The organism is Amycolatopsis sp. w19, assembly GCF_051373225.1.
In the GTDB taxonomy this organism is placed as follows: Bacteria; Actinomycetota; Actinomycetes; order Mycobacteriales; family Pseudonocardiaceae; genus Amycolatopsis; species Amycolatopsis japonica.
Window position 1 is genome coordinate 726374 of sequence record NZ_JBPQFM010000001.1, and the last position, 12791, is coordinate 739164.

Genomic DNA, 12791 nt, shown 5'->3' on the forward strand with positions numbered 1-12791 from the left:
TGCCCCGTCGACGGCGCTACAGCACCTTCCGGATACTCGGCACCACGGCCGCGAGCCCGGCGGCGTTCGGGTGCAGCGGGGCGAAGCTGTTGTTCACCACCGACGGGATCAGCCCTTCGATCCATTTGACGCCGATCGGCTGGCAGGCGTCGTGCCCGATACTCGGCGTCCGGATGTCGACGTACTTCGCACCGTGCGCGGCGGACTGCTCGGCCATCCGCGCGTTGAGCCGGTCGATGTTGGCCTGGATGTAGTCGGCGTCCTGCGGCAGGACCGGGACGAGCGGCCAGCAGCCGCCGGATTTGATCCCGGTCGGATAGCCCACCATGACGATCTCGGCCCGCGGGGCGCGCTGGCGGATCTGCTCGATCACCGTGCCGTAGGTCGCGGCGAAGGCGTCGATCCTGGTGGCGTACTTGTCCACCCCGCCCGTGGTGTTGGCCGCCTTGCACGAAGCACCCACCGGCAGCAGGTTCACGCACGACGTCGCGAGCCCGACCAAACCGATGTCGTTGCCGCCGATGCCGACGGTCACCAGTGTCGTGTCGGCCGAGAGCGCGTCGTACTGCGGCGGGTTCGTGCCGGAGATGATCCCCTTCTGTGGGTTGGTGAAATGGGCCGTGGTCGCGGCGCCACAGGTGACGTCGCGCAGTTCGTCGACCTCGATCTGCTTCGCCAGCAGACCCGCGTAGTTGATCGCCGACCGGGCGCAGGTGAGCAGATCGGACTGCGGCAGCACCACCGAGCCTGCCGAGAACGAGTCACCCATCGCGACGTACACCTGCCGCTCCGCCGAGGCGAGGGCCGGTGTCCCGATTCCGACGAGGGTCAGTGCGGTGCCCGCCACCGCGGCGATCCGGGCGATTCTTCCCCAGCGTGTCACTGCCGCCTCCTGCATGCGTCGTCGAATGCTGCGGTCAGCGTCCGCCGGAGCGGGGAGAACCACTAGAACGGAGGCGCGCGTTCTCGATCGGAGTTTTGTAGGTTCCCTCTATGACGAAGGCGTCGGCACAGCCCTGGCGCAGGCTCGACGCCTCGGTGCTGACCCGCCTGGAGCCCGACACCGCCGCGATCGCGTCCGCCGCGATGGACCAGGTCCGTGCCGGGCTGCGGACCCCGCTGGACGACCGGACGGCGGCGAACCTCCAAGTCACCCTCGACGTCGCGTTGCACGCCTTCTTCAGCGAGATCGGCCATCCCGACATCACCACCGACCGGGAGGTCTACCGCGCGCAGGGCCGGGCCCAGCACACCGCGGGCCGCAGCCTCGAGGAGATGCTCGGCTTCTACCAATCCGCGGCACTGGGCGTATGGCGGCAGCTGACCTCGGCGGCACCGGCGGTGGATCTGCCGACCCAGGCGATCGTCGAACTAGGTGAGGCGCTTTTCGCTTTCATCGCGGAACTCTCGGCCGCGGCCGCCGACGGATACGCCGAAGCACGCTCACAGGCGGCGCGGGCCGGGCAAGCGCGGCGGGACCGGCTCCTGGGTCTCCTGCTCGCCGAACCGGCCACCGCACGGGACCTGCTCGAAGACGCCGCGAGCCAAGCCATGTGGGTCCTGCCCGGCAGGCTCGTCGTCGCGGTCACCAGCGCCGATGTCGCACCCCAGCTGCTGGACCGGATGCCGGGGCGGGTGCTGGTCGGCCGTCATCACGACCTGACCGCGGTGGTCATGCCCGCCGACCGGCTGGAGTGGTACCTCGGGCGGTTGCGGGACCTGCTCGGTGACGACCAGGCCGGCGTGGGCCCGGTCGTGCCGCTCCGCTCGGCCGCGCTCGGTGCCCGCCGGGCGAGCGCGCTCTGGCGGCTGACCCGCACCGGCGCGCTCGGTGACAGTCCCCTCGTCCACACCACCGATCACCGCATCGATCTGCTGCTGACCGCCGATCCCGAACTCGCCGCCGAGTTCTCGGAAGACGTCCTCGCGCCGTTGGCCGGTCTCCCGGAACCGGCGCGGCAACGGCTCACCACGACCCTCGCCGCCTGGCTCGCGCGGCCTGATCAGCCACAGGCGATCGGCGTCGAACTGCATGTCCACGTCCAGACCGTCCGGTACCGGATCCGGCAGTTGCGGACGCTGTTCGGCGGCACGATCGACGACCCGGCAGGCCGCTTCGCGCTCGCGACCGCGCTCAGGATCGACCCGCTGGTATCGAGGGAACCTACAAAACCATCAGAGCGGAGCGTCCATCCGCTGCGTCCCGACGACGGATAGCAGCCGCAGCGCGTTCTCCGACGGAGTGCCGGGATCGGCGGTGTAGATCACGACCTGCTGGTCCCGGTCGCGGATGTCGAGGACGTCGCAGTTCACGCTGACCGGGCCGACCACCGGATGCTGGAACGTCTTGCACAGCGTGGGCGCGGCGCACACGTCGTGCGCGGCCCAGAGCCGGGCGAATTCCTCACTGCCGTCGAGGAGTTCCCGGATCAGCCCGGCGACTTCGGGGTCGTCGGGATAGCGGCCGGCGGTGACCCGCAGATTCCGGACCGCGCTCGCCGCGAACTCGTCCACATCGGACACCCCGTACAGCCGCCGCCCCGCCGGCCGCGGCCCGAGGAACGCGCGGCGCACGAGATTGCGGTCCCGCCGGGGCAGCGCGGAGAAGTCCTCCATCAGCGCCGCGGCGAGGTCGTTCCAGGCGAGCACCTCGTAGGTCGCCGACAGCACGATCGCCGCCGCCTGCGGAAGACGGTGCAGCAGCGCGAGAATGCTCGGCCGGACCTCACGCGACGGTCCGGGCGGTGGTCCCGGCGGCGCGCCGGCGAGATGGTGCAGGTGATCCCGTTCCACATCCGACAGCCGGAGTGCCCTGGTCAGCCCGCCCAGTACCTCACGCGAGGGCCGCGGACCGCGAGCCTGCTCCAGCCGCGTGTAGTACTCGGTCGAGATGTACGCCAGCTGTGCCACCTCCTCGCGCCGCAGACCGGGAGTGCGGCGGCGGGGCCCGGCGGGAAGGCCGACGTCGGCGGGTGTGATCCGCTCGCGCCTGCTGCGCAGGAAGTCCGCCAGTTGTCGTCTGTCCACCTCTCCAGTGTGGACGATCGCGGCCCGCCAGCCAGGTACCGCCGATGCCTGGATAGGCGCCGAAAGCGGGTGAACGCTCGATTTCATGACCACCACAACGACTGTTTCCGGCCTGCTCGACGGCAAGGTCGCCTTCGTCACCGGTGCCGGCCGAGGCATCGGCGCCGCCGCCGCACGGCTGTTCGCCAGGGAAGGCGCCCGCGTCGTGCTCGCCGCCCGCACCGAGTTCCAGCTGAAGGCCGTAGCCGAGGAGATCCGCGCGGAGGGCGGCATCGCGGACCACGTCGTATGCGACCTCGGCGACGCGTCGAGTATCCGCGCGGCCGTCGACCGCGCGGTGGACCTGCACGGCAGGCTCGACGTCGCGTTCAACAACGGCGCGACCAACGTGCCGCCCGGCCCGATGGACCAGGTGACCGAGGCCGATTTCGACCGGATCTATGCCGTGAACCTGAAGGGTCCGTGGCTGGCCATGGTCGCCGAGATCGGGGCCATCCGTGCCACCGCGAAGACCGGCGCCATCGTCAACAACACCAGCGTCGGCAGCCTGATGGCCAATCCGGAACTCCCCGCGTACGGCGCCATGAAACGCGGCGTCAACAGCCTCACCGCGTCGGCCGCCGCCACCTACGGTCCGGAAGGGATCCGGATCAACGCCGTCGCACCCGGCACAACGTTGACCGAGATGTTCTCCGAGTGGGTCGAGAGCTCGCCGGACATCCTGCAGCGGCTCAACGCTCAGACCCCGCTGGGGCGGGTGGCCGAGCCCGAGGAGATCGCGCAGGCCGCGGCGTGGCTGCTGAGCGATCGCGCCTCCTACGTGACCGGGGTGGTCCTGCGGGTGGACGGCGGCATGCTGGCCTGACCTCGGGACAGGGGTGGGTGATGCGGGGGAACCGGTGTCGGCCTTCCGACGTCTGAACGCGCACGCCCACCCTGACCAGGGGTTTGCCCGAGGAGAAGCCGATGCCGTTCCTGGATCCCGAACCGCTCTACGCCAAGCTCACGTCGGGGGACGCGGCGGGCATCGCCGAGGTCGGCGCCACCATCGCCGACGCCAAGACGTCGTTGCAGACCGTGGCGGACGGGATCTCCGACGGCGCCCTGCGAGCGGCCCGGTCCTGGCGCGGGAAAGCGGCGGCGGAGTTCGTCGGCAAAGCGAAACAGTCCTCGCGAACCGTCGCCGAGGTCTACACCCAGCTCAACACCGCCGAGGCGGCGGTCAAGGGCGCCGCGAAGGCGTACTCCGCGCTGCGGACGTCGGCCGACACCGCCATCGGCCCCTGGCGCAAGCTCGGCCTGACCGACCTCCTCGAAGCGCCGGAGATCGCGATGAAGACCATCCGGGCCCTGACCGTCGCGCAGCAGACCTACGAAAGCCGGCTCACCGCGCTGGCGGCCACTACCGACGGCGGCGGAAGCGGGGGCTGGGACAGCGACGGCAACGCCGACATCAGCGGCGTCAACCCAGGCGAGCCGTGGACTTCGCAGGGCTTGGCCTACGACGGCGAGAACCTGCTGGTGGGCTCGTACCACGACGGTGATGGGGACGGCTCCGGCGACAGCCCCATCGGACCCGGACTGACCCCGAGCAGGCTGACCTACGTCGACTACGAGACCGGCGTGGAAACGGGGAACGTTTACCTCAACGGCAACGGCGACGTCGGTGCGCCCACGCACACCGGCGGCGTCGCGACGGACGGCGAGCACGTCTGGGTGTCGTCCAACGGATACGTGTACGTCTACGACAAGGCCGAACTCGACGCCGCGCAGGACAGCGGAAAACCGGTCAACGCCGTGGACGTGGTCGACACGCCCGCCCACAGCTACGTCACCTACGCGCAAGGCAAACTCTTCGTGGGCGACTACACCAACAACCGGCTCTACGAAGTCCCGGTCGGCCCGGACGGCTCACCCCGGCCGGACGAGGCCGGGGATCCGATCGAGACGCCGAACAACGTCCAGGGTGTCGTGGTGCGCGACGACGAGTTCATCTTCTCGTCCTCCGACGGGCACAGCGGCAAGTTCTACCGGCAGGACCGGACGCCGGAGTGGTACGACTTCAACGATCGCGAAGAGATCGAGCTGAAGGGCGGCGAGTCGGGCAACGAGGACGGTTACGACTCCCACGGCGTCGAGGAGGCCGTCGAGATCGACGGGGAGATCGTGCTGGCGCACGAATCCGGCGCCTACGGCTACCAGAAGAACCCTGGCTCGAAATGGGACGAACCGGAGCTGACCAGGATCTCCCTGGACGAACTCGGCCTCGACCCCGACGGTGCGCTCTCCCCCGGCGACGCCGGATACGAAACCGATCCCGACTCGCTGGTCGGTGCCGCGGGCGTCCTGGACGGGGCGACGTCGACGTTGAGCACCGCGGCCGGCGCGATGTCGCGGCTGCAACTGGTGCCGCACTTGCTCGGCGACGTGCCCGCGGCGACCACCTTCAGCGACGCGCTGACCAAGCACGTCACGGCGGCGGGCGACCGGCTGACGGCGGGAGTGGAAACGGTCGGCGGCATCGCGGACGGCCTGGTCACCGGGGCGGACACGTACCGGCGCGTCGAGGACGGGGTCAAGGAAGGGCTGGACAAGCTCGGCGGGTTGTTCAGGTAGCTCGCTTCCGGCGATCACGCCACCAGCGTGTAAGCGAGTGACGGCACGAACTCGCCTGCAGAACTGGTGGGAGCTTCTCCACACGGCCCGTCGGAGACTCCTGGCGTGGTGAGCCAGAGCAGTTGCAGCTTGTCGCGCTCAGGCCTCAAGACCTGGTTCTGCCCCACCTGTGCACCGGACGGATTGCAATCCCCGTTCGTCGGTGCTCCGTTGCGGCTGCTGTCAGCCACCATCAGGTAGTCGTTCCGTCCTGTGGCAGCCAGCAGCCGGTCTCGGACACCGTTCGCCGTCGCGGTCGCGGCGCCCTCGGTGGCGTAGCCGCGCACGTTGACCGCGAACCCGTCCACAGTTCGTCCCGCCGAAGCGATCATCTCGGCGGCTGCGGATGCTGAGATCGCGTCCGAGACATCCAGAAGGACGATGGTGCGGGCAAGCGCGCCGAGGGTTTCCGCGGCTGAGAGAACAACTGTTGCCGTGATTCGGTAACGGAGCACCCCTTGGCCGCCCGGATCACCACCAAGGCCGGTGCCCCGGCGATACCGGCCGCGATCCCGTCGAGCCATGCACGGTGGCCCATCCCGCACGCTTCCGGCTGGTCCGGGGCGATCGTGAAGATCGACATCGTGTTGGTGGCACCAGCCCGGCGGACGGCCTGTTTCACCTGTTCGGCCGTGCGTACGACCTGGGCGGCCGGGCGTGAGGCGATCCGATCGCGAATGACGTCGGCTTCGGGCCCGGTCGGCACCGAGCGCACCCAGACCGCGGCCGGGTTGTCCTCGTCGACCCGGAAGTCGCGCGCGGGGCCGAGTATCGGAACCGGCGCAGCGACGCCGCGTGGGTCGATCGCACGTCCGCCCGGATCGCAGGCTCCCAGCACGGTGAGCAGGACGATGAGGGGCACCAGGGTCGACCAGCACTGGTTGTCCCTCATCCTCATCCCCACCCGTCTCGTCCGGTCCCGAGCTGGTGCAACTTCACCGGCTGATTATTCCCGGACCACACGCGTCTCGGTTGCGTCTTCGCCCAGGAGAATCGTCAGCAAATCGTGCCGCAGCGGCGCCGATGGTTCGTCCGTCGCGGCGAGGGCGCGTTGACGGATACGCGACAGGGTCACCGTGACCTCGTCGTGCACCGCCTGGGATTGGGCGACTCGGAGTTGAGCTGCGGCGAGTTGCTCGCGCGCGGCGGTCAGCTCGGACTGGGCGTTCCCGAGTTCTGTCCGTGACGCGGTCTCGCGTGCCGCCTGCTCGGCAAGAGCTTCCCGATGGCGGACCTCTTGATCGCTCAGCTGCGCACGGACGGCGTCCAACTCCGCGGTCAGTTCGCGCTTCTGCGTGTCCAGGAGTCGCTCCCACGTCTTGCGACGCTCGTCCGATTCGGCCAACGCGGTCCGTGCTGCGTCTCGTTCCGCGGTCCGGGTCGCCAGCTCCTCGCCGCGGGCGGCGAGCGTGGCAGCCAGCTGGTCGGCGCGGTTTCGCTGGGTCGCCGCTTCTTCGGCTGCTTCCTGTGCGTGCTCGGTGATCACCGCGGTGGCCGACTCCGCTTTCGCCTGAGCCAGCTGGGCCGCTGCCCGGGCCTCGACCGCCTCGTCCGTGGTCACCTTGGCCAGAAGCTCGGCCTGCTGAGCCGTCCGGGCGGCTTCCTGCGCTTCCTCGGCGGCGGCTTCGGCCTCGGCTGCTCGTGCCAGCGCGGCCTCCCGTTGCCGGTCGGCTTCCGCGGCGGCCTCATGGGCAGCCTCGGCCTGAACGACGGCCGTCGCGATCTCATCGCGTAGATGGGCGGTGACCGCGTCGAGCGCGTTGCTCAACGTGCGGAGAGGGCCGGTCAGCGCGGCGGCGGCCTGGTCGAAGGCCTGTCCGGCGTCCGCCAGCGCCGCGGACGGCACGCCCTCGTCGCCCAGAGCCTCCCGTAGCGCCTGTTCTGCCGAGGCCAGTTGCTTGCAGCTTTTTCCGCCGGGCCATGTCCGGTCTGGGCAGAACTCGTAGGGCCTGCCTCCACGCGGTCCGGGTGGCGGCAGCGGCTCCCGGCACTTGCGAAACCCGCATCGTGCCTGCTCCGGCGCACTTTCCTCGGCTACCGCACTCGCGTTTTCGACCATGTCCGGAGCTTACCTTGTTAGTTGCATAACCTCTAACTGGAGTAGCGGTAACTATAACTACAACCTAACTTAGCTACAGAAGATACATTTTGTAGCTAAGTGGTTCGCGGAGGTCGATCTGGAGGCGTGAGCGTCCGGAGACGAAGAATTCGGGGCGTCTGAGGCGCTGCCGAAAACTGGGCAAGCGATCAACGCCGCTACGGTGTGCGGATGATCGTGACTGGTGTGGCGCAGGACGACAGCGTCGCCAGGACCGGGCTATCCCCCGCCGGCGCACTCACCGACGAGGTCTGGCCGGGACTGGCGGATCCGGCGGGGCTGCTGTCGGGAATCACCGACTGGCTCACCGGCTACGGCAACCGTCAGACTCGTCGCACCTACGCCGAAGGGCTCGGACTGCCGGTCAGTGCGGCCGACATCGCCGCGGCTTGGACGCCGAGCGGCGCTCCGAGCGACGCTCGCTGGAGCGCGGCGGTGGCGGCTTACGCCGACGCCGTGCTCACCGCGCCCGCGTCCGGCCGGGCGGGGCCTCCGCCGGCGGGTCGCGGCAGATTGCGGTCCTGGCATTGGCTGCGATGGTGCGCCACGCGCGGTATCGACCCGACGGCTGCGACGTCGGCGCACGTGAAAGCCTGGCTGGGAGAACTGGATGAGGCGGGCGCCGCGCCGTCGACGCGGGACCGGATGCTCGCCACAGTGAAGACGCTGTACGCGTTCCTGGCCGATGCGGGACTCGTGGCGGCGAACCCCGCGGCGCTGGACCGGCGGCGACTCGGACTGACAGCGGCCGCCGCGAGCACGTCGGCGACGATCACGTTGACCTCCCGGCAGGTCGCGGCGCTGCACCGGGCGGCGGGTGCGCCGCGGCGTGGTGCCGGCGCGTGCGATGTCGCCCGCGCGGTCGCGATCGTCTCCCTCTTCACCCTGGGGTTACGAGTGAGCGAGCTGTGCGGGCTCGACGAGGCGGATCTGCACGTCACGCGGGGGCGCCGGGCGCTGCGGGTGCGAGGCAAGGGCGGGAAGGTCCGTGTCGTGTATCTGAGTGTCCCCGCAGAGAACGCGGTGCTGGAGTACGCGAATTTACGTGGCGACGGCGCGGGAACCGCGATCGTGGCGGGGGTCGGCCGGGCCGGTCGTGGCGGCGACCGGCCGCTGCTGGTGACGCGCGGCGGACGTCGTTTCGCCCGGCAGGCGATCTGGCAGCTGCTGCGCCGGGTCGCCGCGGCCGCGGGCCCGGAGCTGGCCGGGGTCGCCGAGGTGATGCATCCGCACGCGCTGCGGCATTTCTACGTGACCGCGGCGGTGGAGGCGGGTGCGTCACTGGAACATGTCCAGGCCGACGTCGGCCACGCCAGCATCGACACCACCAGCGCGGTCTACGACCACGCGGCCCGCGACCCTGCCCGCAGTGCGGTCGACCTGGTCGCCGACGCCTGGCACCCCACCTCCTGATCCGCCTCGAGAACGAAGAACAGGAAACTCAGGAAGGCGGTCTTGCCCGCGAGCTCCTCCGGGAAGCGCTCTCGCGCTCCCGGCGCCGGGTGGGGCTCGCTGACGACGGACGTCCGGAAACCCGCCGCGGTGAAGGCGTCGGTCATCGCGTGCAGGGGCCGATGCCAGTACGTCAGAACGGCTTTCTGGCCGCTGAAGGTGTACTCGTCCGACCACTTGACGGTCTTGAAGTAGTCGCCTTCGGGGTGGACCAGCTTGAAGATGATCGGGTGGTTGACGGCCATGATCAGCCTGCCGCCGGGTTTCAGCACACGCCGGATCTCGGCCAGCGGTGCCGTCCAGTCTTCGAGGTAGTGCAAAACGAGGGCGGCGATGACGTCGTCGAAGGCACCGTCGGGATAGGGCAGCGGCTCACCGATGTCGGCGACCCGCAATGCGGCGTCGTCACCGAGGCGTTTCCGGGCCAGCTTCAGCATTTTCGCGCTGGAGTCGAACCCGGTCACAATGGCGCCCCGATCGCGCAGCGCCTCGAAAAGAGGACCCGCCCCGCACCCCGCGTCGAGGATCCGCCTGCCGGTCACGTCGCCGGCCAGATCGAGGATGGCGGGCCGCGTGTAGTACGCGTTGATCAGGCTGGTTTCGTTCTCGGCCGCATACGCCTCGGCGAAGGTGTCGTAGTCGTTTTCCACCAACCCAATCTATCGAGGGGTAAGGCGAAGGTGCCGTGGTCGTCAGCTGGGCTGAAGGGGCCTTCGCGTCGTGCTGGTCGATAGAACCGACCGTGTCTCAGCTACCCGCAGCCGGGCGGTTTCGCGTGACCACAGGGACGACACACGTGATCAGACGGACGACACGCGTGTCCAGGCGGACGACTCGTGACGGGACCCGGCCACGCCACCTTTGACTTACCCCTCGATAAGTCACGACGAGGACTTGCCGAGGCCACCCGTGACCGACGGCGACGACGCGAGCGGAACCAGCAGTCGCGCCGCGCCACTGCCGTCCGCGGGCACGGCCCAGATGTCGCTTTCCTTCCCGTTCCCGCGCGGCAGGCTGTACCCGATGGTGTCGTTGTCGAGCCACACCACCTGATCGTCGACACTGCGCGTTTCCGCCAGCGGGGTCTCACGCATCGTGGCCAGATCCAGCACGTGTTCCCGCCACGGATTGACGTCCCCTTCCGCCACCCGCTTCTTGAACGCGAGTTTCTTCCCGTCCGGCGACAGCGAAGGACATTCCGCGTTCTCCCGCAGCGTGCGGGCGTTCCACGCCGTGTTGTCGCCCTGCACCAGATAGGTCCGCCCGCCGGTGGCGACCGTGGCAAAGAACGTCCGCTCGTCCGCCGCGAACGTGACGCCCCAGTAGTTGACGTCCTCGCCACGATGGGGCACGTCCCCGATCCGCAACGGGATGCCCTCGATGTTGCTCGACAGTTCGTTCAGCTCGCGATCCATGATGGCCGTGCGCGTCGAGAAGGTGCCGGGCGTCGAGTAGGAGTCACCGGTGACGAAGGTGGTCCAGCTGCCCATCCGGCCACCAGGTGAAAGCTTCGCGCGGTTGGGGATTCCGGGCACGTCGACTCGTTTGACCTCGCCGAGCGTGGCATCGACGAACCGGGCGACCGCACCCGCCATCGGCGTGGAGTCCTTCGCCAGGCACAGGCCACCGTTCGCCACGGTGTAGAACCGTTCACACGTGAGCGAGCTGATCCGTCGCGGCCCTCCGGGATCGGAGACGGGGACCGAGGCGACGTTGCCGTACCCCGGCCCCGAAGCGCCGTTGCGGAACAGCAGCCTGCCCTGCTCCCCCAGGCCGACCTGCCCCGCGGAATCCACCGCGACCGTCGCGTCGGCCGCCTGTCGCTCGGGGCTCTTCGCCTTGGCCTGCACCACGTACACCACCGAGGCGGCGGCAAGCGCGGCGACACCCGCCAGCGCGACGACGAACTTCACCGGAAGCTTCATCCCGTCTCCTTCCCCGTCACCGGCAGCGGTACGGGCCTGCTTTGTCGAGCAGTTCGCCGTTGGTGCCGATGATCTCCCAGGAATAGGTCTTTCCCTTGAGGACCAGCTTCATCACCCCGTGCTTGCCCAGGATCTTCTCGACGCCTTCGCGGGCTTTGTAATCGAGGTACAGGCTGTCGCCGCCGATGCCGGCGATGACCGAACGCACGCCGTTGGCCTCGTCGACGTGGCCGTTGACGTCCAGCGGCTTCGTCCGCTCGTAGTGGTGATCGTGCCCGGCGAACACGACGTCCGCCTTCGCCCTGGCCAGCTCGTTCCACAACGGCGCCACACTCTTCGCGTCACCGGAATTCCCCGAGTTGAAGCGCGGGTGGTGCCAGTAGCCGGCGATACAGGACTTCTTCGTCTTCGCGAGGTCCTTGCGCAGCCAGGCGACCTGCTCGGCGCCGCCGCCGTTGTACACCGGGTCCGAATCGAGCGCGACGAAATGGAAGGCTCCGACGTCGAAGCTGTAGTACGGCTTACCCTTCGGCGTCGCGATCTTGCCGAAGTACTGTTTGTACCCCGCCAGCTCGTTGTTCCACTCGTGGTTGCCCGGTGTGGGTTTGGTGATCTTCTTGAACCTGCCCCACGTCTTGTCGTAGTAGGACCGGAATTCTTCGATGGTGCCGTCGACGTACTGGTTGTCTCCGACCGTCAGCACGTATCGAGGCTTGATCTTCGCGACGAGCTCCGCGGTCTGCTGGTGCTCGGAAGGCAGCTCCGGTTTGGCGATGTCGCCGGCGAGCGCGATGACGATGCCGTCGGACGGGGTCGGCCGGGTGGACGCCTTCACCGGCGCGGTCGACCCGGACAGGTTTCCTGCCGCGTCCCGCGCCCGCACCGCGTAGTGGAAGTCGAAGCCCGAAGCCAGCGACGTGTCGGTGTAGGACGTCGTGGCGGACCTGCCGATCACATTGCCGTTGCGCAGGATCTCGTACTCGACGACTCCGACGTTGTCGCTCGCCGGGTTCCACCCGAGCGTGATGCTCTCGGTGGTGGACGACGCCTGCCGGAGCCCGGACGGCACCGACGGCGGCTGGATGTCGCCGTCGCCGGTCCGGACGCCGTAGACCTCCAGTTCCCACAGCGAGTACCCGTAAACGGTCGCCCGTGCCGTGCCGAAGATCCGGACGTGCCGGGCGGAAGTGTTCAGATCGGTGAACTCGTCGAGTCCGCCGTCGCTCCCGACCACGGTCTTCACGTCGCGCCAGTTCTGGCCGTCGTCGGACGCCTGGACCTGGTAGTCCTTCGCGTGGGCCGATTCCCAGAAGACCTTGACCCGGCTGATGTCCGCCGGGCCGCCGAGGTCGACGGCGATCCACTGTGGATCACCCTCCAGGCTCGCCCAGCGGGTCGTCGAATCGCCGTCGACGGCGAGAGCACCGCTGAAGCTCTCGTTCTCGACGGTGGACGTCGTCGTCCGTTTGTTGACCGACAGCAGTGATTCCACCGGTCCGGCCGTGGCGCCGGAAGCGATCACGGGCTGAGCGAGCAGGACGATCGCCGCGATCGCGGCGGTGCCCGGCTTCACCATTCGATTCACCTGTACTCCTGGATGTGCTTACGTCGTCGTGAACCACGGACCGGGGTCC

12 protein-coding genes are annotated in these 12791 nt (G+C 69.0%); 4 read left to right on the forward strand and 8 right to left on the reverse strand.

The window, feature by feature from the left end:
* Positions 1–16: 16 nt before the first annotated feature.
* A complete protein-coding gene (locus ACSMFO_RS03270; protein WP_436456848.1) occupies positions 17–883 on the reverse strand; it encodes an SGNH/GDSL hydrolase family protein in 867 nt (288 codons plus the stop codon).
* Positions 884–993: 110 nt separating this feature from the next.
* Between ACSMFO_RS03270 and ACSMFO_RS03275 the strand changes: the two genes are divergently transcribed.
* Entirely contained in the window at positions 994–2217 is a 1224-nt protein-coding gene (locus ACSMFO_RS03275) for a PucR family transcriptional regulator (RefSeq protein WP_436456849.1), read from the forward strand.
* Here ACSMFO_RS03275 and ACSMFO_RS03280 read toward each other — a convergent pair.
* Positions 2176–3027, reverse strand: coding sequence for a helix-turn-helix transcriptional regulator (locus tag ACSMFO_RS03280; RefSeq protein ID WP_436456850.1), 852 nt, complete (start codon positions 3025–3027; stop codon positions 2176–2178). The two genes, ACSMFO_RS03275 and ACSMFO_RS03280, sit on opposite strands and share 42 nt — an antisense overlap.
* 85 nt (positions 3028–3112) lie before the next feature.
* On the opposite strand from ACSMFO_RS03280, the gene ACSMFO_RS03285 reads away from it, so the two are divergent.
* On the forward strand, positions 3113–3892 hold the full coding sequence (locus ACSMFO_RS03285) for an SDR family NAD(P)-dependent oxidoreductase (RefSeq protein WP_436456851.1): 780 nt from the start codon (positions 3113–3115) through the stop codon (positions 3890–3892).
* A 101-nt stretch (positions 3893–3993) separates the two neighbouring features.
* On the forward strand, positions 3994–5643 hold the full coding sequence (locus ACSMFO_RS03290; RefSeq protein ID WP_436456852.1) for a WXG100 family type VII secretion target: 1650 nt from the start codon (positions 3994–3996) through the stop codon (positions 5641–5643).
* Between the two features lie 14 nt (positions 5644–5657).
* On the opposite strand, the gene ACSMFO_RS03295 is transcribed toward ACSMFO_RS03290, so the two are convergent.
* From ACSMFO_RS03295 to ACSMFO_RS03305, 3 genes are read right to left on the reverse strand one after another with little or no spacing between them, the layout of a single operon-like run.
* Positions 5658–6122 (reverse strand): glycoside hydrolase family 6 protein, encoded by a 465-nt coding sequence (locus ACSMFO_RS03295; RefSeq protein ID WP_436457066.1) that lies wholly within the window; start codon positions 6120–6122, stop codon positions 5658–5660.
* On the reverse strand, positions 6011–6574 hold the full coding sequence (locus ACSMFO_RS03300) for a hypothetical protein (protein WP_436457074.1): 564 nt from the start codon (positions 6572–6574) through the stop codon (positions 6011–6013). Before ACSMFO_RS03300 ends, ACSMFO_RS03295 begins: the two co-directional genes overlap by 112 nt.
* A 54-nt stretch (positions 6575–6628) precedes the next feature.
* Entirely contained in the window at positions 6629–7528 is a 900-nt protein-coding gene (locus ACSMFO_RS03305) for a response regulator receiver protein (protein ID WP_436456853.1), read from the reverse strand.
* Between the two features lie 423 nt (positions 7529–7951).
* Between ACSMFO_RS03305 and ACSMFO_RS03310 the strand changes: the two genes are divergently transcribed.
* On the forward strand, positions 7952–9193 hold the full coding sequence (locus ACSMFO_RS03310) for a tyrosine-type recombinase/integrase (RefSeq protein WP_436456854.1): 1242 nt from the start codon (positions 7952–7954) through the stop codon (positions 9191–9193).
* Here ACSMFO_RS03310 and ACSMFO_RS03315 read toward each other — a convergent pair.
* From ACSMFO_RS03315 to ACSMFO_RS03325, 3 genes are all read right to left on the reverse strand, one after another.
* Complete coding sequence (locus ACSMFO_RS03315) at positions 9118–9885, reverse strand: class I SAM-dependent methyltransferase (protein ID WP_436456855.1); 768 nt, start codon at positions 9883–9885, stop codon at positions 9118–9120. The genes ACSMFO_RS03310 and ACSMFO_RS03315 overlap by 76 nt on opposite strands.
* Positions 9886–10113: 228 nt before the next feature.
* Positions 10114–11157 carry a hypothetical protein gene (locus ACSMFO_RS03320; protein ID WP_436456856.1) on the reverse strand — a complete coding sequence of 348 codons (1044 nt, stop codon included), beginning with the start codon at positions 11155–11157 and terminating at the stop codon, positions 10114–10116.
* Between the two features lie 16 nt (positions 11158–11173).
* Positions 11174–12733, reverse strand: coding sequence for a discoidin domain-containing protein (locus ACSMFO_RS03325; protein ID WP_436457067.1), 1560 nt, complete (start codon positions 12731–12733; stop codon positions 11174–11176).
* Between the last annotated feature and the right edge of the window lie 58 nt (positions 12734–12791).